Source organism: Anaerosporobacter sp., from assembly GCF_965301125.1.
In genome coordinates, this window is sequence record NZ_CBDLAM010000064.1 from 1 (window position 1) to 19,744 (window position 19,744).

The window sequence follows — 19,744 nt, forward strand, 5'->3', positions numbered from 1 at the left end:
ACATAACAAATACTGTACGATTAGCTACTTGGAAAACATTAAGGCTATGCTCTGCAAGTCCGCCTTTACAAGCTAAGTGATTTCCTCCACTACAAGGTGATTCAAAGAAACCCTTTTCTTCCATGTATGTTATAAGCTTGTCCATGCCAGGACGTTTTGTTGACTTTAATAAACTGATTACTGTTTCTTTAACTGACATTTATATTCCTCCGATTCTTCAAATGTTTTACACTCGTTATAGGTTACATTCCATATTGCTATTGTTTTTTCTTCTTGATTGACTGTTAATGCTCTGCACACTCCGTCTTGGTTATGTTTGCAATTAAATCTACTACATGTTAGCATTCGTATCACATTATCACTCCTACTCGATTATGCCTGCTAATTTAGCAAGTTGAGTAATTGACTCTTTTGATACTTTCTTTCCGTAGAAGTCAAATAACTCATTTCTTTCACCTGTGAATATATCCGTTGCCTCATACTTTTGTAGAATGATTCGTTCCTCTTCAACAAAGATTTCTAATGGATCTCTTTCGCCTACTCCAAGCGTTCTTCTTAGTTCTATTGGTAGCGTGATACGTCCTAACTCGTCTAACTTTCTAACTATTCCAGTATTTTTCATTGACTAAATCCTCCTATTTGCGATATAATCGCATTGAATGTATTATTAGTTGCTTGAATCCTTGCAAGTTGCCGCTTGTGAGGATTCTTTTCTTATACACTGCTTTTCGTATAAGCACTTTTCAGGCTTTTTATTAATACGTGCAGATATACGATTTTGTTTGTTACATCTTCTGCTCATTGCTAAGCTCCTTTCTCAACTCTTTCTTCAAAGCCATTTCTATAGCTTTTTTGATTCTCTTCTCTGAATAAGCGGGTATTGCTTGTTGTTCATCTACAGCATTAAATACAGCTTCTGTTAACTTTTCAAAATTAATCATTATTGCTTGTCCCCCTTCTTAGTTAGTAATGCAACACTACTGTTAAACAATATCAAAACTATAAATATTAGTATTCTTCGTGTTGCTTGTAGCATATCTATTTTACCTAGCTCTAACGACCCTAATGTGAAGTAAGCTAGGATAAACATTAAGATTGTTATTACTATGCTTGTCCGATTGATTATCCTGGCTGCTTTCATAGGTTACACTCCTGCGAAAGCATATTGAGCATTGCAATCGTTAACAAGCATCTTAGTGTTTATGCATGGCTCCCAAGCTTTGATATACTCACATACTTCTTCATATTTAAGCCTTGGTACATTGTTTCTACTATTTACATTGAATCTGTCTTGGATATCTCTATTGCACTCACTAAATACTTTCTTGCCAATTTCTTTGTATGCAGGAGTATTCATACCACCAAGCCATTTAACTACTACTGCATTGACAAGTTTCTTTAATGCCTGTTGTTGACCGTAATCAATCACCATAGTGTTTTCAAGCTTGTCCACACGATCTGCTACATTATCTATCATTGATAGTTGTACTCTCATAATTTCCTCTTGAGTAAGTGGTTTTTGATATGTACCAGTTTTTCGGATATCTGGAAGTACTTTACTTGTTACCCATTCGGTAAATCTTTCTGCAGATTCTTTTCTACTCTGAAAAATTACCTTGTACAAATTACTTTCGTTAACATAAAGTAAATTTTGTGTTCCTCCTTGTGTAAGGGTAGGAATAGTATTCACACCCTTTTCATTTAATCTTTCTTTTACCTTAGATGGCTGAGACAAATCTAGTGATCTGCAAATGTCAGTTAAACAAAACATTGGTTCGCCATCTAAATAAGAGGTTCTAACTTGTCCAAATTCTGCGCTTGTAAAAATTTTTAAATCGTTCATGTAATCTTCCTTTCTATGTATTGATATTGCGTTTGCGAAATCGCAATTCTAATTGCGCACAAATAATTTTTCCATATTTGTGGTTTCTAATCCTTTCTTTTCGAGGATAGAATTAAGTTTGCTAGTAATAGTAAATGCTTCTTCTAAAGAAAATGCTGCTGTTCCATTTTCCTTATGTGAATAAGATGATGCATTTACACCAATCATTTTACCTACTGCCTCTTGATTCAGTTCGCACCTTGCTCGATAAGCTTTAAGTTCTATGTACTTGCCTTTTCTCATATATTTCTCCTTTCCTTTAATTGCGTTTGCGTATACGCAATTACTGTATTTGTATACTATCACCTTATTTAGTTTATGTCAATACTATTTTTTTGTTAATTTTAATACTATTTACAATTTTTTAATTTTACGGTTGCGTAATCGCAATTTTTGTATTATAATGCAATTATATTGAAAAGAGAGGTGCTACTTTATGCATGATAATGTTAATGATTTTAAAAATCGATTATTGAAATTGAGAAACGAAAGAGGAATGAATCAAAAAGATTTTGCAAAGTTTTTAGATACTACTCCTTCTACATTATCTCGTTATGAAAGCGGAAATATGATGCCAAACTTGGAACAATGTATAACGATAGCAAAAAAATGTAATTGTACATTAGACTGGTTAGCAGGGTTTGGGGACATAAACAACATAGAAAGAAGGGGCTAAGATGAAATATAATGTTTATCAACGATCGTCTGATAGTCGGTTTGTAGCATCTAGTGACGTTGGCGCAGATGCATTTGGTAAACGAAAGAGAATCGTAGCATATGGCAAGACAGAACGTGAAGCTACAAAAAAACTAAGAGAAAAACTATTCGAATATGAGAACAGCGATATAAAGGATACTAAGGAAACGTTGGTCGCTTTTTTGAGCGAATATATAAAGCGCAACAAAGATAACTGGGCTGACACTACTGTATCTTTATATGAGATGTATGTAACCAAGCATATAGAACCCTATTTTAAAACACAAAAAGTAAAAGATTTAACTCCTATAATGGTTGATGATTTTTACAGTTATAAAATAGAAAGCGGGTCAAGTAGTAACACCGTCCTTAAGTATCACAGGTTTTTGAATTCCGCTTTTAACTATGGAGTAAAAAAAGATATAATAACTAAAAACGTCTGTGAAAAAGCCACTGCACCAAAGCACATAGATTATAGCCCAAACATATACGAACAAGATCAATTTAATCAGCTATGGAATTATGTCAAAGATAAATATGATCGTGTACCTATTATACTTGGCGCTGCCTGTGGATTTCGTAGGGGAGAAATATTTGGTCTTAAATGGACGGATATAGATTTTAAAAACTGCAAAATTAAGATTCAGGAAACGTGTGTAAGATTTGACAAAACTATTATCAAAGACCCCAAAAATCAGTTTTCAAAACGTGAAATATCTGTACCTAAATACGTTATCGATGTACTAAAGGATTATATGAAAGAGCAAAAGGTTATCAACCTTAATAGCAACATTATGACTGTTGACCCTTCTTATTACTCACATAGGTTTAAATGGATATTAAACAAATACAATCTTCCTCCAACTAGGTTACACGACTTACGACACTATAACGCAACCCTAATGATGAATTTAGGTATTCCAGATAAGATAGCATCAGAACGTCTAGGACATAAAGATACGACTATGTTAAAGAAAATATATCAGCATAACCAAAAATCAGTAGATAAAGCTACAAGCGAAAAAATAAATGAAGTTTTCTCTAATAGCTTATAACATTCTTTTTAATCAACTAATCCCATATAAAGATTTAAGCAGAAAATGTGTTTTATATTTATCAGTAATTATCAATAATTTTACTTTGGTGTTATATGTAATAAAAATATTAATTTTACCTTTAAAAAGAACATATGTTCTGTTATAATATATATAGACGAAACTAAGGAGGGCTACAATCAATGGAAGACTGTATAAGGGAATTAGTAATAAAAAGATGTGAACAAGTGACGATTACATCTAAAGAGCTTAAGTTATTAGATGATTGTGAGAGTGAAGAAAATGCTGCCAGGGCATTAGCAGAGGAACTTTGTTATAAACAAGGTTTTAAAGATGCATTAGAATTCATGAAAAAATTAAATATGAGATAGTAAGAAAGCCACTACTTCTATATAGTGGCTTTTGTGTAGTTAAAATGGCTACATTTTTGGCTACATTTTATTTAAGTAGTGCAGTTGACGGGACTTGAACCCGTACGAGCGCAATGCTCACTAGATCCTTAGTCTAGCGCGTATGCCAATTCCGCCACAACTGCTTATCAGTACTAAAACATTATATACTGTATTGAATTCCTTGTCAATAATATTTATTGAATTATTTCAATTTTATTAACTATTCGTAAAGTTGTCCTTAGCAATAAAAAACTTCTGATGTATTTCTATAAAGCAAAAGGAAGTAAGAAAATTAACTCTACTTCTTACTTCCCTTTTTTATCTGATAGAAAGTTATGAAACTCTAGTAAATAGAAGCAATCTCAACACCAGTATAATAATGTTCTAGAATTTCTTCATATTTGAAACCATCTTCAACCATTGCTTTAACACCATTCTGACTCATACCAACGCCGTGTCCATAACCGCCACCACGTATCTTGTAACCTGTTAATTTACCATCCTTTTTAATTTCATCAAGAATGATAAAAGCACTTGGCAATAAGCTCATGTTAGATATCTTACTATCATCCTTACGAACTACATCATTGCCGCTTGGCGATAATAAAATTCGAATGTTATATTCAGAAATTACTTTTACGGTATTCTTAGAGCCCTTAATAATAATCTCTGTTGCTACACCTCCTGTTGCACGTTTTGTAACGGTAATACTCTTAATCTTACCTACTGTATCCACTGGTGTGCTAACATATTTACCATCAACAAGTGTTAGAATCAATCGACTGTTTACATTATATCTAGTCTTTAGTTTTGCATCAATCGTCTTCTTAAGATCATCTAAGGAAACCTTTGTCTGCCAACGATACCAAGCGAATTCACTATCGTAGGTATCATACTCCTCATTGATAATAAAATCTCTGAACTTCTTCTCATCTGTCAAGTCTAATTCTTCGGATTTATCCTCATCCACTTGTAATTTACCTGTTAGATATTCTAATGGTGTATTGTTCATCCATACTTCACTTGCACTTGAAGTATATCCACTGGAAGTTGAGAAGTAGTAGGCCGTAATGACCTCATCATCATAATTCAACACCTTACCGTAGGTATCCTTAACAGCTTCAATGGAATCCTTATTCTCTTCAACATTGTTATACACCTGAAATGATGTACTATCATCTACATGTGCACCATATTCACTATATTGATTACTTAATAATTGATTATATGCATAACTTCTTGCACAGACAGCTTGCACTTTAAGTGCTTCTTTTCCATAAAAAGTTGGCATCTCACTTGGTACGACGCTATATAAATATTCTTCTAATGGTAATTCATTCACGATCGTTAAACCTTGATCATATGAAACAATCTCGAGTGATCCTCTATAACTTGGAGTACCATATGCTCTTTTAATTGAAGAAATCGTTATTTTACCCTTATCTGTAGTCTTTACTTGCAACCTACCGTCTTTTAGCATATTACTTGATGGCTTGATTGTCACTTTCTCATTAGCATCATATTTCTTCTTTTTCTTTCCATAGGTTATTGTAAATGGTTTATCAGAAGTTATCACCACTTTACTATGGAAGATATCTTTAAATCCTGTTGTTTTTAGTAATACACGTATATTTTCTGCTTTTGCACTTTCTTTGATTAAAGCTGCACTGATTTTATCATTCGATATAACAAAATCTGTTACCTTATATCCTACAAGCACGGAATTACTAAACTTTGACTCTACATCGCCATAGATCTTATAGATTTTGTACTCCTCTTCTAGAGGTATCTTACCATAATCCTCAATTTCAATATACTCTTTGGTAGCTGCCAATACTTTTCCAGAAATTCTGTTAGGTTTAACAGAAACTTTCGTTATCTTTTGGTTGCTTATAATTAAATCACCAACAACATTAGTAATTTCTTCAGCCAATACATTTTCTGTTTGAAACGTTCTTTCTACTCCATTTATAAAAACAGTTACACTTTGTTTCTTCCCGTCAATGATCCAAACATTTTCAAGTGAAATGGTTTCATTCTTAACTTGCTTAACAGCTAAGATTTCATCTCCCTTCACAATAGCAGTAACCGTTAGATTCAAACAGGATTCTAGTGAAATCCCATCGCTTTGATAAGTGCCATCTTCTCCTACCACTTTCCATTTATCATCCTTATCGCCTCCAGCCATTACTACAAAGATATCCATTTCACTAGGGACATAATTATATATTTCCGTGCAGATGTATTCATAGACAGATAACCAATCTGTAAAGCTTACCTTGCTACTTAAGATATCATCCGTTAGATCAAAGCGAAGACGTTTATAATCAGTTAATTGTAATTTCTCTAATATTTCCTTTGCTTCTCCATATGTAAGCGCATCTTTTGGTCGGAAATTCTTATCTTCCTCCATCAACTCTAGTACGGTAACGGCATTAATGTATTTATCATACCATTTATCCTTGTCCGTATCTTTATAAGTAATAACTCGATCTAACTGTTCACATTCTTCCCTCGTATAAGCGGCATAACTAATCATCTTAGCAACTTGTGCACGAGTTATTGTTTCCTCTAACAGATTTTGTACTTGATCATTCCCACCAATATTAGTATCTCTCGAATTCGAACTTCCATTTCTTAAAAAGATACAACATATTATAATGATACAGAGTATTATCAATGCTATTTTGCGCTTCATATAAATACCTATGGATTATATTTATTATAAATCCTGCCACGATTTAAGCATAAAAGACAGACTTGTGGCTTTCCTTTCTGATATACTTGTCTTTCTCACATTTTTTCTATAGTAAAATCTATTTTATACTGCACGTCCACATATGTAAATATATTATATTACCGTTTTGATTATGATAAGGTATTGACTTAAAAATATGATTTTGTTAATATTGTAGTTCCTAGGGAGGTAGATATGATTTATTATTCTATATTCCTAATATTTTCCGGTGTTTTACTTAATAATATAACTAATTAGCTTTAAATGTTGTATTATCCTATAAACATCATCAGTAATTTCTTATTTTTCAGGAGGTTTCACATTGTTAGAACGTTTATTCAAACTCAAAGCGAATAATACGACTGTTAAAACAGAAGTACTTGCAGGTATTACAACGTTTGTAACTATGGCGTATATTCTTGCAGTCAACCCATCACAACTCTCACAAGCTGGAATGAATGCTAATGCGGTTCTTATAGCAACAGCTCTAGCTGCTTGTATCGGAACTCTATTAATGGCTTTTCTTGCAAACTATCCATTTGCTTTAGCTCCTGGTATGGGCCTTAATACTTACTTTGCCTTTACTGTTTGCTTAGGTATGGGATTTTCATGGCAATTAGCTTTATTAGCTGTTTTTGTCGAAGGTATTATCTTCCTTTTACTTTCATTAACAAATGTACGAGAAGCAATCTTTAATTCTATACCAATGACTCTAAAGCATGCTGTAAGTGTTGGTATCGGTTTATTCATAGCTTTCCTTGGTTTGCAAGGTTCTCATCTTGTAGTTGACCAAAGTGTAACTCTTGTAACTTATCAAAATTTCAAAGAGAACTTCAATTCTGTTGGTATCAGTGCGGTTTTAGCTTTAATCGGTATCGTTATTACAGCGATCTTATTAATAAAAAAAGTTCGTGGTGGTATATTAATTGGAATTCTTGCTACATGGGTTCTAGGTATGATATGCCAAGCTACAGGACTTTATGTTGTAAATCCAGAATTATCTTGTTACTCCCTATATCCAGACTTCTCAAATGGTCTTAACTTAGGAGCACTTGGTGAAACTTTTGGCCAAGCATTTAACATTGAAGCTGGATCCGTAAGAATTGCAGACTTTATATTAGTAGTATTTGCTTTCTTATTCGTTGATTTATTCGATACGTTAGGAACATTAATTGGTGTTGCTTCCAAATCAAATATGCTTGATAAAGATGGCAAATTACCAAGAGTCAAAGGCGCTTTATTAGCAGATTCCCTTGCTACTTGCGCTGGTGCTGTATTAGGTACATCTACAACTACGACTTATGTTGAAAGTTCTTCTGGTGTATCAGAAGGCGGACGTACAGGTCTTACAGCCGTAACAGCTGCTATCTTGTTCTTCTTATCAATCTTCATATCACCAATTTTCGTTGCAATTCCTTCATTCGCAACGGCCCCTGCTCTAATTATTGTAGGTTTCTATATGATTGGTGCTGTAGCTAAGATTAATTTTGAAGATATGGCAGAAGCAATCCCTGCTTTCCTTTGTATTATTGCAATGCCATTCATGTATAGCATTGCAGAAGGTATCGCTCTTGGCGTTATCTCTTATACATTAATCAATGTTTTCTCAGGTAAAGCGAAAGAAAAGAAAATCAGTGTCTTAATGTATATTCTTACTATATTATTTATAGCCAAATACATCATTATGGCTATACTATAATAAATGTAGTATTTTGGCTTTTTGATGTTAATTCTTAATCAATCCAAAAAGTCTATTGATTTTATCACATTAAACTATTACAATGGAAGTGTTGTTATTCTTTAAAACACATCACACACTTATTTATTTGTTTTAAAACACAGAAAAACGGTTGTCCACTTATGCGGCAACCGTTTTTCTATTTTATTTTAGTTTGATTTCTCTTAGTAAATCTTTTTGTAGTTTATCAGCTTCCATTATTGTAACTTTAGAATAATAACCTAAAATATTTCCACAAAAAAGAGTTATTATACTCAATTGCTTTTCGTATAATAACTCCTTTTCTAAGATGTGCAATTAATGACTTTCGTCATAATTAGGGATGATTTACAAATACGGTGGTTACACGCTACTTATAGATTGTTTGCACAACTCATTTCTTAAACTTCTTTAATTCTTTTGGTTCCTGAGGTTGATAAATATACCACCACGAATTAATACTAACAGCACTTTTAGCTGAACTCAATCCAGCTTTTGCTACTACATTAAGTAATTTTTTCATTGTGAATTTCCTCCTCTCTTCCAATTATTTTTTGTATCACTATAAGCACTGCCACAACAAACAGTGTAATAGCCACATTTAAAGCAATTCTAATATAAAAAAAGCTAAGGACTATGATTACTATTGTCCACATAGCAGAGAGTAATAAAATTTTCTCCCTAAACTTTATTCTCTCTGCTTCACTTGTCTGCTTCTTAGGATTTGGTACGGGTGCAAACCTAAGAATAACAGACAAATAGAATAACACAAATACTACTGTTGCATAACTTGACTCACTATAAACGATCGCTTCAGTTAACGTAATCATAATTATGTAAGCAGAAGCTAACGTCAAATTACACTTTAGATAAGACTGTGCATGATAACCACCACTATAAACACGAGTCAAAGCAAATACCACAAGAAACACGATCGATTGCAAGCCTTGATGAAAAATTAAACCTAATACAACTACAAGTATTGAATTCACTATTGAACCCAATAATGCCTCGTAACCATAAGCATAGATTGGTATATCCTCCCTAGATATTATTCCTCTATCCACTAAAAAAAGGGTTAATTTATTGGCTATTTTTGTAATCATTTGACTTCCTCCCATAGCCATATATTAACCTTATTCTACAGTAATTTCAATATGTTAGGCACGACTGGTCCATAATAATACATAGTTGGTAGTCACTTAATATTCCGCCTTCTTTTTAGTGATATTTGAAACTCTATATTTTTATCATTTTCCGATATTTCCATTATTCCACCGTATTTTTCTACAATTTCCCTTACACTGATTATGCCAAGACCATGATTTGCTTTATCCAGTTTTGTAGTCTTAAAATTAGGATTAGATTTTAGTATAGACTCTTTTATATTATTTCTTAATATAATTATTAAATAGTTTCTACTAGATAATACTTCAAAATAAATTAATTTTTCTGTATCTAGATTTTTCGTCGCCTCTACTGCATTATTCCATAAATTCCCCAACAAAACACAAATATCAAGCTCATCAAATCCATCAAACCCTGATAAAATCTTGTAATCTAGCTTAATCCCATAACTATTACATTCATGTAACTTATTATTTAAAAATGCATTGATTAATGAGCTATCTGTAACAATTGCATAATTTATTGGCTCAATTACTCTAGTACATATATTATTAAGGTATTCTTGAGCTTTATCATATTCTGATGATTTAATCAACGCAAGGCAAGCATCCATATAATTACGCATATCATGTCGTATCTTTCGTATCTCTAGATTCTTCTTCTCGAACTCTCCATAAGATTGCTTTTGTTGTTCTAACTGCATTTTAACAAGTTCATATTTAATTTTTTCACTATTATCCTTTTCTATCTTTATATACGAAACATAAGTTAGAATATTGATTACAATAAGCCCTATAATAGCTAAAATAAAGTATATATTATTACTTTTATATTTATCTTCTATTTTAATTTGATTATTAAATATATAAACAGATATTAAGAAAGTTGATACGAAAATAAGTAATATACAAATGATCTCATTTTTCTTAAAAACAAAGTTGCTTTTCGGGCTTAGCCTAGCAATTAAAGACACCGCTAATATTAATATTCCTTTTGTAACTATTACCAACATTAATACCGTTATATTATCACTATTAACTAGTAGATTCATCGCTGTATTAGTAAAGACTGAAACAACATACAAAGTAACTGAATTAATAACCACTATTAATACAAAAGGAATCAAAGAGGTAAAAACACTATTGATAAGTGTTCCTTCTAAACATATAACACCGAAACCAACACAAACGATTATAGCAATAACCATAAGTATTGTTTCATATTCTGATACTTGTGTTGTAAAATTACTTAAAAGGCACAAGACTATAGTTAATACACATAGAATTACACCTTGCATTACACGTGGGAAGCTTTTTTTGAATTTCAGACAAAATGCCATAAAATAAAGGATTGTGAAATTTTCAATTAAGCTCGGCAACCAGTCTATCAATACATCTACAATCATTAAAACTCACTCCTTATGAATTTGTGAAATTCCGTTTTCACTTGTTCTGTTCTATGGCGACTCATTGGAATACTTGTTTGATCCACTAAAATTATCTCTGTCTTTTCTATCGAAAATATATACTTCATATTGATTAAGTAACCTACATGAACACGTATAAATCCGAAACATTTCAAATTTTCTTCTAATTCACCAATTTTTGCTTTTGTAACAATTTTTTTTCTCTGAGTATATACAGTTACCTTATGTTTATTACTTTCTATGTAAATAATATCTTTAATATTAACTGCAATTAATTCTCCGTTTATGCAATTAAATACTTGAGTTTTATTTCTTTTAATATATAATTGTAAAAATGAGTTGATTGCTTCTTTCAATTCTGCAACTAAGTATGTCTTTCTAATAAAACGAAAAGGGCTATATCGTAAAGATCGATACACCAGTTGTTCTTCATTCGTTATGAAAACAATAACGGTATCATCACTTATTTCATTTATCTTCTCAGCTACTTCAAAACCAGTCATTTCAGGCATATCAATATCTAAAAATATTAAATCAAATGGAACTGCAGCACAATCATCTATCAACTTACTCCCCTTTGTGTAGTCGAAAATTGCAATATCCACTTGCTTACTTTCAAATAAAGCTTTAATACGTTGCTTATAGGAAAGTAAAATTGTCTTATTATCATCACATATGGCTATTCTCAACATTGAACCACCTCCCCCACCAAAAAAACCTATCATATGGTTTATTCTTATAAGATTATACATTAAATTCAAAATATTGCAAAGCAATTGTTTGTGTCGTTTGTGTCCTTTTGACACCTATTTTTCAATAGAATGAATAGGTCCAATTTAATGAAATTAAAAATACACCCGCAAATGTTAGATATATTTCCTCTACCATTTGAAGGTGCATCTCAAGTTCATAACAGTATTCTTTTTAGAATTTTATAACATCACTCATATCATATTTTCCAGCTGGTTTACCTGCTAAGAATTTAGCTGCTGTCACTGCGCCCTTAGCAAATACAGCTTTTGAATATGCACTATGACGAAATTCAATTACTTCGTCTAAGCCAGCGAATATAATTTCATGATCTCCTACGATACTTCCGCCACGTACTGCACTAAAACCAATTTCCTTCTTACTACGCTTCTTTCGTTCTGTAGAACGATCATACACATATTCATATTCATCATCTAATACTTCGTTAATCTTATCACCAAATGCAAGTGCCGTACCTGATGGTGCATCAACTTTTTGATTATGATGACGTTCAACAATCTCAATATCATAGTCTTTTGCTAACATCTTAGTAGCTTCCTGTACTAATTTAAATAGTAAGTTAACACCGACAGACATATTAGCCGATTTTAATATTGCCACTTCTTTACTTGTTTCTTCAACTTTATTTAATTGCTCTTCTGATAATCCTGTGGTACATAATACTACTGGAATTTTTCGTTCCTTAGCATATGCCAATAACTTATCAACTGCATTTGATGATGCAAAATCAATGATAACATCCGCAAGAATATCACACTTAGTAATATCATCATAAACTGGATACTCATTTTCTCGCATCGTGTATGGGTCGATTCCTGCAACAATTATAGATTCTTCGTCATTTCTAACAATTTCAGAAATTACTTGACCCATCTTACCATTGCAGCCGTGCATAATAATCTTTAACATCTATATTGCCTCCAACTTCTATCCTATGTAACTCTAATCGTATTCTATCACATTTTCTTACTAAAGAATACCTACTGCTTTCATTTCTTCCATCAAGCGTTTTGCATTCTCAGGTTCCATCTCTGTAAGTGGTTTTCTCATTACGCCTGAAACTAAGCCCGCTAACTCAACAGCTTTTTTAACAGGGATTGGATTTACTTCACAGAAAAGTTCTTTAATTAATGGTAGATATTTTAATTGTAATTCAAGACTACCTTTAAGATCACCAGCGATGTATTTCTCTACTATATCATGTGTCTCTCTAGGAGCGATATTGGATAATACTGAGATTACCCCTTTACCACCAAGCGATAAGATAGGTATAATCTGGTCATCATTACCTGAGTACATGTCGATTCTTCCTTCTGTTAATAACATGATTTCAGCAGCTTGTGACATGTTTCCACTTGCTTCTTTGATACCAACGATGTTATCAACATTGTTTACTAATGTTGCAACTGTTTTAGCTGCGATATTGCATCCAGTTCTTGATGGAACATTATATAAGATAATCGGTGCATCTGAAACTTGAGCGATATCCGTAAAATGTTCAACTAAACCTTTTTGTGTAGCTTTATTATAGTAAGGTGTTACAAGTAATAGACCATCTGCACCTGCTTTGCATGCTTCTTTTGAAAGATATTTTGCTGTCTCTGTACAGTTAGAACCTGTTCCAGCTATAACCGGGATTCTTTTGTTTACTCTGTTAACAGCTACTTTAATACATTCCAAATGTTCTTCATGGGTTAATGTAGATGCCTCACCTGTTGTACCACAAATAATTATACTGTCCGTCTTGTTATCAATTTGATAATCAATAAATTCTTCTAATTTGTTATAGTCTACCTCCAAGTTATCTTTGAATGGTGTAACGATTGCAACGCCTGCTCCTGTAAAAATAGCCATAATTAAGCCCTCCTAATAAAATTATTAATTACACGGCTTCTTATAACAGAATAACACTCGAATCAGTGTCTTGTAATTAATAGAATAAATACCCTTATATTGTTATTATATTCTATCTTTACATCCTTGAAATACTTTTTATTAATTATTTTGAATTATATGTACTGTTTTTTGATTATGAAAATATAATAGTATTTAAGGTTTCTTTTCGAATGCTTTTTCTCTTAATTGCCGCATTCAGTAGCTACGGAGAGTTTTTAGTCTTATTACATACAACTAAAAAAAGTCGACTACATGGTCGACTCCTAAAGAATGCTGCATATGTATCATTTTTTGATATGCAATAAAAATACTTTAGGTTGAACTCCATCATTGTGTTGATGACAGTCATAGAGTTATTAACCATATGCCCAGCTCTTATTCCTCAGGTTAATAAGAACTTCGGCATCTTTTCCTTTCAACTGTTATCGACTATGCCTGACATATCCTACAGTTTACTGATAAAAAATGCGCCTCTACCAAATTATTTAAATTGTGTTAATCATATCACCATACTTTACATTTGTCAAGAGCTAAAACGTGTTGTAATCAAAAAGGCAATTTTTCACATGATATGCCCAACTGTAAATTCATTTACAAGCATACACATAAAAAATTGCCTCTATTTTTTTAAGTTAGAACCCCTTAATTTGCTCTATCTTCGATATCATATCAACATGATCAATTAGCTCTTCTGGCATATTAAGCCCAGTTAAGACTAATTTATAATAATCATCTCTTAAATTAATTAGTTTAACAATGTCGTCAATGGTTATCATCCCAAGATCTACTAAGCCAAGAACCTCATCTAATACTAAGACATCACATTCTCCTGTTTCTATTACTTTTCTAGCAAAATTGAACCCATTTAATATGTTCTTCTTTTCTTCAAGTTGCTCTTCTTCTGTAAGATCAATATAGGATTCCTTTGCTTTCTCAAAACGGAAAAGTTTAATATCTGGTTCCAATTTACTTAAGAATGAGAATTCTTCAGCATCTCTTCCCTTTAAAAATTGTATTATAATAACTTCATAGCCTAGACTTGCTGCTCGTATACACTGGCCAACTGCTGCGGTTGTTTTTCCTTTACCGTTGCCATAATATACTTGAACAATCTTTTTATCCATCTTGCCCATGTCCTTTCTTATTACGTAACTGTCCAATTTCCCAGTTTCTTCTTCAAAAACACATTGCTTTTTGATATACCATAATACAACATTATTGTTAAATTGTAAATACTTATTGGCTTAATTCTCTTCAATACATTCTAATTTACTAACAGAAACTTCGTATGCGACTCTCTTCTCAAAGTCTTCCTCTCCAACTTTCTTTTGGTATTCTCTACTTTGAATACGGCCGAATACTTGTATATGTCCTCCAACTTCAAAACTCTCTGCAAATCTTGCATTTCTTCCCCAGCAGATACATGGGATATAATCAGATTTACCATAAGGTCTATTAACAGCTAATAAAATATCTGCGATTTCTCTTCCTAATGGCGTCTTTCTATAGATTGGCTGTTTACATACATAGCCATCTAAAAAGATATAATTTGGTTTAGGGCTTTCATATTCCTCATCATAAATTTTAACTTCTCTAACAAATACAGAAAGAACTAATCGATTGCGATTCTCTTCATGTCTATTGTATGATCGAAACTGCCCAAGTATCTCGATATACTTTCCTACATAGCTCTTTTTAACATCCATGAGACGTTCAGAAATCATTAGTGGGATTACATCAGATGAACTACTAAGTCTGCCAACCGATACATCAACGGTATAGAATCCTTCTCCAAACACATCATGGCTGTACTCAAATTCACTGATTACCTCTCCTGCAATACTTACTTGATTATTATCAAATACTTTATCTGTCATATGGTACGACTCCTCTCTTAATCCTGCTCTAAAAAATAGCACATTGTATATTAATAGCTTCACTAATATATCTATGCTAGGCTTTTAACTTTTAGAAGTAAAAAATTGTAATTCACTAAAGTATTTCCAATTTTAGTACATTTTAGACCAAATGTAAATATTAGTTTTTAACTTTAATAAAAAATTAACATTTTGCACATAAATTTTGACTTTTTTTGTAAGTTTTGTATAGGGACACTGGTTATACTTCTATATGTATATTTAAAACTAAGTCTCATGCTTTATCCCCTCTATATTTGAGTAATATTCCCTTGCATTGATATAATAATTATAAGGAAATGTTACATTTTTCCCAAAAATATTTGCATTTCTTATAACTGCTTGTAAATTACTAAATTTGTGATAGAATATATTAGTTGTACGTTAACTTTAAATAATACTTGATATACGTGTAAAAATACTCATTTTTACACAAGTTTTATTCGTATACAGACAAAACAGTCTGGTGCAGATTGGAGAAACAATGAGAACAAAAAGAGAAGATATTAGAAATATAGCTATTATTGCACACGTTGACCATGGAAAAACTACTTTGGTTGATGAATTATTAAAACAAAGCGGTGTATTTCGTTCCAATCAAACAGTGCAAGAAAGAGTTATGGACTCTAATGATATTGAAAGAGAACGTGGAATAACAATTTTATCAAAGAATACAGCCGTATTTTACAATGATATTAAAATAAATATTATTGATACACCGGGACATGCTGACTTCGGTGGCGAAGTAGAACGTGTTCTAAAGATGGTAAATGGTGTTGTTCTAGTAGTAGACGCTTATGAAGGCGCTATGCCTCAAACAAAATTCGTACTTAAGAAAGCCTTAGAGCTTGAATTACCTGTAATAGTATGTATTAACAAAATTGATAGACCTGAAGCAAGACCTATGGAAGTAATCGACGAAGTTCTTGATTTATTTATTGAACTAGATGCTTCTGAAGAACAACTTGATTGTCCTTTCGTATATGCTTCTGCTAAAGAAGGAATCGCTATTCTTGAATTAGACGATTCACCTGAAAACATGAAACCATTATTCGAAACAATCATTAATTACATTCCAGCTCCAGAGGGAGATCCAGATGCAGATACACAAGTTCTAATCAGTACAATTGATTATAATGAATATGTTGGACGTATCGGTGTTGGTAAAGTAGACAACGGTTCTCTTCGTTTAAATCAAGAGGTAATGCTTGTAAATGCACATGAACCTGAAAAACGCAAGAAGGTTAAAATTGGTAAACTATACGAATTCGAAGGACTTAAGAAGGTAGAAGTTGATAAAGCTGATATTGGTGCTATTGTTGCTATCTCCGGTATTCCTGATATTCATATCGGTGATACCTTATGTTCTGTAGAAAATCCAGTACCAATTCCTTTCCAAAAGATTTCTGAACCAACAATTGCTATGCATTTCATGGTTAATGATAGTCCATTTGCTGGACAAGAAGGTAAATTCGTAACTTCAAGACACTTAAGAGAACGTCTTTTTAGAGAATTAAACACTGATGTAAGTTTACGTGTAGAAGAAACTGACACTACTGAAAGCTATAAAGTCTCTGGACGTGGTGAGTTACATCTTTCTGTATTAATTGAAAACATGCGTCGTGAAGGTTATGAATTCGCAGTAAGTAAAGCAGAAGTTCTTTACCGTACAGATGAAAATGGTAAACTTCTTGAACCAATGGAAACAGCTATCATTGATGTTCCTGAAGAATATACTGGTACTGTAATTGATAAATTAAGCCAACGTAAAGGTGAATTACAAGGCATGTCTACTGCTAATGGTGGCTATTCTAGATTAGAATTCTCTATTCCTGCAAGAGGTTTAATTGGTTACCGTGGTGAATTCCTAACAGATACAAGAGGTAATGGTATCATTAATACAGTTTTTGATGACTATGGCCCATATAAAGGTGATATTCAATACAGAAAACAAGGTTCTTTGATTGCTTTCGAAACAGGAGAATCTATCACTTACGGTCTATATAACGCACAGGAACGTGGTACTTTATTCATTGGACCAGGAGAGAAAGTTTACGCTGGTATGATTATTGGACAAAATGGTAAAGCAGAAGATATTGAAGTAAACATTTGTAAGAAAAAACAATTAACAAATACTCGTTCTTCTGGTGCAGATGATGCACTTAAATTAACACCTCCACGTATCTTAAGCTTAGAACAAGCTTTGGAATTCATTGATACAGATGAATTATTAGAAGTAACACCTGAAAATCTTCGTATTCGTAAAAAGATTCTAGATCCTACACAAAGAATGCGTGCAAAGAGAAATGGTAAATAAGGAATAATAAGAACAGGCGGTTAATCAACCGCCTGTTCTATTATGTACTAATTATATAATTTTATATTTACAATTTAAGATTAGATTACATACATCATATCTCTTCGTAATTCTGATAATGTGATGTCTGGATATCTACCAATTTCTGATATGTTACTGATATTATACTGGATTAACGCTTCCTTATAATAATTCTTTAATACATCTTTTGCAATATACTTCATATTAGAATTTTCAACAGAGTCACTTAAGATTTTACTCTCTCTTTCTAAAAGAGCGAACAATGCTTTTGGTCCATACCATGTAAATCCATCAATTACTGCATTGATTAGATCTTTTTCTTCTTCAGATAAAACAGAATCATCAATCTCAAGTTTAACCATTCCATATCTCTTCATATTCTCATAAACATTTGGATAAGGTGAAGTATTTCCTATTGTGAAACATTCATCTTCAAACATTTCTTTTCCATGGAACGCAAGAGAAAAAGCTTGTATATAGAATAAAAGCACTTGTATATATCCAGCACTCACCTCAGAATCTTTGAGATTAATTATGTATTGAGCAACAATGTCAATCTTAGATTGCATAAGTCTCTCTAGTACTGCTTTCTTACTTTTTCTAAAAGCTACGTTTGTTAAATTATCTTTATTTCTCATAAGTATACTATAGTAATATGTTGGATTTGCAAGTATAGCTCGCAGCTTATCAGAATATTCCGTAGTTGGTGCATCACCTTCAAGATAACGTATAATAGTTGTTTCCCCCCAACCTAGTAATCTTGCAAGTGGCTTTTTCCCAATCTTATAATTTGTAATGATTTGTTGAATTTCATCAACAGATACAGTTGTATTCACATCCGGTAAAAGTTCATTCTCCATATTATTATCCTTCCCTTCCCTTACTGAAAATGTGGCGATTTTTGGTAACACTTGTTTATCAATTATATAATATATAATATTTTCCATTTGGTCAAGTTTCAAATTAATGAATATCTATACACTTTAATTTTTTTTCCATTTTCTTAGCTATATTTGCTAGAATATTAAGAAATATTATTAAATTATGCTATAATTTACAATTTAAATTCTTGAAATTTGAGTAAAATATTTTAAGTTGCAAATGAAATCTTAATTCACTTTACAATATTATGACTTTTATGTTTATAAATACCAAAACCGAAGTGTAGGCCTAAATTACTACATTTCGGTTTTTCCTTTATTTCCCTTGAAATATTCACTTTTTTGTATATTTATGCACTATTCATTATTTTGATTATTTTTATGGTTCTTATCATTGTTTCCTTTATACTTTCGCAATCTAACAATATCATTAGCTATATATCGAATATCTTCAATAATACCATCAAAAGCCCCTGATTTATAGAAGTTAATAAGTACCATTCCAATTGGTATTCCTAGAATAATTCCTAGAATACCTTTAACCTTATACCCTATATACATGAATAGCAGAGTCTGTCATGGACTTATACCTATACTATCCCCTACTAACTTAGGTTGAAGAATCTGTCTAACAACCTGGCATATTAGATAGATAATGATTAATCCAACTGCGCTAATGTAGTCTCCAGTCACCAATTCTACCACTGCCCAAGGCCACAAAACTGCTCCTGTCCCAAAGAACGGTAAAAGATCTAAGAAAGCAATTACCAATGCTAACAAAATGGAATATCCGATATTCATAATTTCGAAGCCGACAAACAAAATAATTGTAATAATAAGCATAATCTTAAATTGTGCTTTCAAATATCCACCGAATGCTAATTTAAAGTTATCTGTTATCATTCTAAT

Annotated in this window: 23 protein-coding genes, 1 tRNA gene, 1 pseudogene and 1 riboswitch; of the genes and pseudogenes, 5 read left to right on the forward strand and 20 right to left on the reverse strand. The window is 32.1% G+C overall.

Annotation, left to right across the window (positions count from 1 at the left end):
* From ACW2QF_RS08965 to ACW2QF_RS08995, 7 genes and pseudogenes are all read right to left on the reverse strand, one after another.
* Nucleotides 1-199: pseudogene (locus tag ACW2QF_RS08965) on the reverse strand (hypothetical protein); the annotation flags it as partial.
* Nucleotides 178-354: a hypothetical protein gene (locus ACW2QF_RS08970; RefSeq protein ID WP_455715660.1), complete on the reverse strand. Its 177-nt coding sequence runs from the start codon at nt 352-354 to the stop codon at nt 178-180. The pseudogene ACW2QF_RS08965 and the gene ACW2QF_RS08970, both read right to left, overlap by 22 nt.
* A gap of 10 nt (nt 355-364) precedes the next feature.
* Nucleotides 365-622 carry an AbrB/MazE/SpoVT family DNA-binding domain-containing protein gene (locus ACW2QF_RS08975; RefSeq protein ID WP_455715661.1) on the reverse strand — a complete coding sequence of 86 codons (258 nt, stop codon included), beginning with the start codon at nt 620-622 and terminating at the stop codon, nt 365-367.
* 163 nt (nt 623-785) lie between these two features.
* Complete coding sequence (locus ACW2QF_RS08980; RefSeq protein ID WP_455715662.1) at nt 786-941, reverse strand: hypothetical protein; 156 nt, start codon at nt 939-941, stop codon at nt 786-788.
* Nucleotides 941-1,141: a hypothetical protein gene (locus ACW2QF_RS08985; RefSeq protein ID WP_455715663.1), complete on the reverse strand. Its 201-nt coding sequence runs from the start codon at nt 1,139-1,141 to the stop codon at nt 941-943. The genes ACW2QF_RS08980 and ACW2QF_RS08985 overlap by 1 nt, the downstream gene beginning before the upstream one ends.
* 3 nt (nt 1,142-1,144) lie before the next feature.
* Entirely contained in the window at nt 1,145-1,843 is a 699-nt protein-coding gene (locus tag ACW2QF_RS08990; RefSeq protein WP_455715664.1) for an ORF6C domain-containing protein, read from the reverse strand.
* Between the two features lie 48 nt (nt 1,844-1,891).
* Nucleotides 1,892-2,125: a helix-turn-helix transcriptional regulator gene (locus ACW2QF_RS08995; RefSeq protein ID WP_455715665.1), complete on the reverse strand. Its 234-nt coding sequence runs from the start codon at nt 2,123-2,125 to the stop codon at nt 1,892-1,894.
* A 193-nt stretch (nt 2,126-2,318) separates the two neighbouring features.
* On the opposite strand from ACW2QF_RS08995, the gene ACW2QF_RS09000 reads away from it, so the two are divergent.
* The 3 genes from ACW2QF_RS09000 to ACW2QF_RS09010 all read left to right on the forward strand — a co-directional run bounded on the left by ACW2QF_RS09000 (nt 2,319) and on the right by ACW2QF_RS09010 (nt 4,004).
* Nucleotides 2,319-2,558: a helix-turn-helix domain-containing protein gene (locus tag ACW2QF_RS09000; protein WP_455715666.1), complete on the forward strand. Its 240-nt coding sequence runs from the start codon at nt 2,319-2,321 to the stop codon at nt 2,556-2,558.
* Between the two features lies 1 nt (nt 2,559).
* On the forward strand, nt 2,560-3,633 hold the full coding sequence (locus ACW2QF_RS09005; protein WP_455715667.1) for a tyrosine-type recombinase/integrase: 1,074 nt from the start codon (nt 2,560-2,562) through the stop codon (nt 3,631-3,633).
* Nucleotides 3,634-3,815: 182 nt separating this feature from the next.
* Entirely contained in the window at nt 3,816-4,004 is a 189-nt protein-coding gene (locus ACW2QF_RS09010; protein ID WP_455715668.1) for a hypothetical protein, read from the forward strand.
* Between the two features lie 79 nt (nt 4,005-4,083).
* Here ACW2QF_RS09010 and ACW2QF_RS09015 read toward each other — a convergent pair.
* Nucleotides 4,084-4,168: transfer RNA gene (locus tag ACW2QF_RS09015), tRNA-Leu, on the reverse strand.
* Between the two features lie 200 nt (nt 4,169-4,368).
* Nucleotides 4,369-6,723: a SpoIID/LytB domain-containing protein gene (locus ACW2QF_RS09020; protein WP_455715669.1), complete on the reverse strand. Its 2,355-nt coding sequence runs from the start codon at nt 6,721-6,723 to the stop codon at nt 4,369-4,371.
* A gap of 361 nt (nt 6,724-7,084) precedes the next feature.
* Between ACW2QF_RS09020 and ACW2QF_RS09025 the strand changes: the two genes are divergently transcribed.
* On the forward strand, nt 7,085-8,461 hold the full coding sequence (locus ACW2QF_RS09025; RefSeq protein WP_455715670.1) for an NCS2 family permease: 1,377 nt from the start codon (nt 7,085-7,087) through the stop codon (nt 8,459-8,461).
* Between the two features lie 412 nt (nt 8,462-8,873).
* Here ACW2QF_RS09025 and ACW2QF_RS09030 read toward each other — a convergent pair whose 3' ends face one another.
* The 8 genes from ACW2QF_RS09030 to ACW2QF_RS09065 form a co-directional block, all read right to left on the reverse strand.
* On the reverse strand, nt 8,874-9,002 hold the full coding sequence (locus tag ACW2QF_RS09030; protein ID WP_455715671.1) for a cyclic lactone autoinducer peptide: 129 nt from the start codon (nt 9,000-9,002) through the stop codon (nt 8,874-8,876).
* The gene (locus tag ACW2QF_RS09035; protein ID WP_455715672.1) at nt 8,986-9,585 is read right to left on the reverse strand and encodes an accessory gene regulator ArgB-like protein; all 600 of its coding nucleotides are present in this window, start codon (nt 9,583-9,585) and stop codon (nt 8,986-8,988) included. The genes ACW2QF_RS09030 and ACW2QF_RS09035 overlap by 17 nt, the downstream gene beginning before the upstream one ends.
* A gap of 92 nt (nt 9,586-9,677) precedes the next feature.
* Nucleotides 9,678-11,012, reverse strand: a complete 1,335-nt coding sequence (locus tag ACW2QF_RS09040; RefSeq protein ID WP_455715673.1) for a sensor histidine kinase — start codon at nt 11,010-11,012, stop codon at nt 9,678-9,680.
* Nucleotides 11,012-11,725 carry a LytR/AlgR family response regulator transcription factor gene (locus ACW2QF_RS09045; RefSeq protein WP_455715674.1) on the reverse strand — a complete coding sequence of 238 codons (714 nt, stop codon included), beginning with the start codon at nt 11,723-11,725 and terminating at the stop codon, nt 11,012-11,014. The genes ACW2QF_RS09040 and ACW2QF_RS09045 overlap by 1 nt, the downstream gene beginning before the upstream one ends.
* A gap of 232 nt (nt 11,726-11,957) precedes the next feature.
* Complete coding sequence (dapB, locus tag ACW2QF_RS09050) at nt 11,958-12,713, reverse strand: 4-hydroxy-tetrahydrodipicolinate reductase (RefSeq protein ID WP_455715675.1); 756 nt, start codon at nt 12,711-12,713, stop codon at nt 11,958-11,960.
* Nucleotides 12,714-12,773: 60 nt separating this feature from the next.
* Complete coding sequence (dapA, locus tag ACW2QF_RS09055) at nt 12,774-13,658, reverse strand: 4-hydroxy-tetrahydrodipicolinate synthase (protein ID WP_455715676.1); 885 nt, start codon at nt 13,656-13,658, stop codon at nt 12,774-12,776.
* A 351-nt stretch (nt 13,659-14,009) separates the two neighbouring features.
* A riboswitch (Lysine riboswitch) is annotated at nt 14,010-14,184 on the reverse strand.
* 148 nt (nt 14,185-14,332) lie between these two features.
* Nucleotides 14,333-14,824: a cob(I)yrinic acid a,c-diamide adenosyltransferase gene (locus ACW2QF_RS09060; protein WP_455715677.1), complete on the reverse strand. Its 492-nt coding sequence runs from the start codon at nt 14,822-14,824 to the stop codon at nt 14,333-14,335.
* A gap of 120 nt (nt 14,825-14,944) precedes the next feature.
* Nucleotides 14,945-15,577 (reverse strand): single-stranded DNA-binding protein, encoded by a 633-nt coding sequence (locus tag ACW2QF_RS09065; RefSeq protein WP_455715678.1) that lies wholly within the window; start codon nt 15,575-15,577, stop codon nt 14,945-14,947.
* Between the two features lie 523 nt (nt 15,578-16,100).
* Between ACW2QF_RS09065 and typA the strand changes: the two genes are divergently transcribed.
* The gene (gene typA, locus ACW2QF_RS09070) at nt 16,101-17,933 is read left to right on the forward strand and encodes a translational GTPase TypA (RefSeq protein ID WP_455715679.1); all 1,833 of its coding nucleotides are present in this window, start codon (nt 16,101-16,103) and stop codon (nt 17,931-17,933) included.
* 80 nt (nt 17,934-18,013) lie between these two features.
* On the opposite strand, the gene ACW2QF_RS09075 is transcribed toward typA, so the two are convergent.
* The 3 genes from ACW2QF_RS09075 to ACW2QF_RS09085 all read right to left on the reverse strand — a co-directional run.
* The gene (locus ACW2QF_RS09075) at nt 18,014-18,814 is read right to left on the reverse strand and encodes a type II toxin-antitoxin system antitoxin SocA domain-containing protein (protein ID WP_455715680.1); all 801 of its coding nucleotides are present in this window, start codon (nt 18,812-18,814) and stop codon (nt 18,014-18,016) included.
* Nucleotides 18,815-19,192: 378 nt separating this feature from the next.
* Nucleotides 19,193-19,396: a hypothetical protein gene (locus ACW2QF_RS09080; RefSeq protein WP_455715681.1), complete on the reverse strand. Its 204-nt coding sequence runs from the start codon at nt 19,394-19,396 to the stop codon at nt 19,193-19,195.
* 15 nt (nt 19,397-19,411) lie between these two features.
* The coding region (locus ACW2QF_RS09085) for an AI-2E family transporter (protein ID WP_455715682.1) at nt 19,412-19,744 on the reverse strand (333 nt) is incomplete at its 5' end.

Excerpts from the sequence above, each read along its gene's own strand:
- ACW2QF_RS09075 (WP_455715680.1), bottom strand. The coding sequence starts at position 18,814 with ATGGAGAATGAACTTTTACCGGATGTGAATACAACTGTATCTGTTGAT.
- ACW2QF_RS08990 (WP_455715664.1), bottom strand. The coding sequence starts at position 1,843 with ATGAACGATTTAAAAATTTTTACAAGCGCAGAATTTGGACAAGTTAGA.
- ACW2QF_RS08995 (WP_455715665.1), bottom strand. The coding sequence starts at position 2,125 with ATGAGAAAAGGCAAGTACATAGAACTTAAAGCTTATCGAGCAAGGTGC.
- ACW2QF_RS09010 (WP_455715668.1), top strand. The coding sequence starts at position 3,816 with ATGGAAGACTGTATAAGGGAATTAGTAATAAAAAGATGTGAACAAGTG.
- ACW2QF_RS09020 (WP_455715669.1), bottom strand. The coding sequence starts at position 6,723 with ATGAAGCGCAAAATAGCATTGATAATACTCTGTATCATTATAATATGT.
- ACW2QF_RS09035 (WP_455715672.1), bottom strand. The coding sequence starts at position 9,585 with ATGATTACAAAAATAGCCAATAAATTAACCCTTTTTTTAGTGGATAGA.
- ACW2QF_RS09080 (WP_455715681.1), bottom strand. The coding sequence starts at position 19,396 with ATGTATATAGGGTATAAGGTTAAAGGTATTCTAGGAATTATTCTAGGA.
- ACW2QF_RS09040 (WP_455715673.1), bottom strand. The coding sequence starts at position 11,012 with ATGATTGTAGATGTATTGATAGACTGGTTGCCGAGCTTAATTGAAAAT.
- ACW2QF_RS09005 (WP_455715667.1), top strand. The coding sequence starts at position 2,560 with ATGAAATATAATGTTTATCAACGATCGTCTGATAGTCGGTTTGTAGCA.
- ACW2QF_RS09000 (WP_455715666.1), top strand. The coding sequence starts at position 2,319 with ATGCATGATAATGTTAATGATTTTAAAAATCGATTATTGAAATTGAGA.
- ACW2QF_RS09060 (WP_455715677.1), bottom strand. The coding sequence starts at position 14,824 with ATGGATAAAAAGATTGTTCAAGTATATTATGGCAACGGTAAAGGAAAA.
- ACW2QF_RS09030 (WP_455715671.1), bottom strand. The coding sequence starts at position 9,002 with ATGAAAAAATTACTTAATGTAGTAGCAAAAGCTGGATTGAGTTCAGCT.
- ACW2QF_RS09065 (WP_455715678.1), bottom strand. The coding sequence starts at position 15,577 with ATGACAGATAAAGTATTTGATAATAATCAAGTAAGTATTGCAGGAGAG.
- ACW2QF_RS08975 (WP_455715661.1), bottom strand. The coding sequence starts at position 622 with ATGAAAAATACTGGAATAGTTAGAAAGTTAGACGAGTTAGGACGTATC.
- dapA (WP_455715676.1), bottom strand. The coding sequence starts at position 13,658 with ATGGCTATTTTTACAGGAGCAGGCGTTGCAATCGTTACACCATTCAAA.
- dapB (WP_455715675.1), bottom strand. The coding sequence starts at position 12,713 with ATGTTAAAGATTATTATGCACGGCTGCAATGGTAAGATGGGTCAAGTA.
- ACW2QF_RS08985 (WP_455715663.1), bottom strand. The coding sequence starts at position 1,141 with ATGAAAGCAGCCAGGATAATCAATCGGACAAGCATAGTAATAACAATC.
- typA (WP_455715679.1), top strand. The coding sequence starts at position 16,101 with ATGAGAACAAAAAGAGAAGATATTAGAAATATAGCTATTATTGCACAC.
- ACW2QF_RS09045 (WP_455715674.1), bottom strand. The coding sequence starts at position 11,725 with ATGTTGAGAATAGCCATATGTGATGATAATAAGACAATTTTACTTTCC.
- ACW2QF_RS08980 (WP_455715662.1), bottom strand. The coding sequence starts at position 941 with ATGATTAATTTTGAAAAGTTAACAGAAGCTGTATTTAATGCTGTAGAT.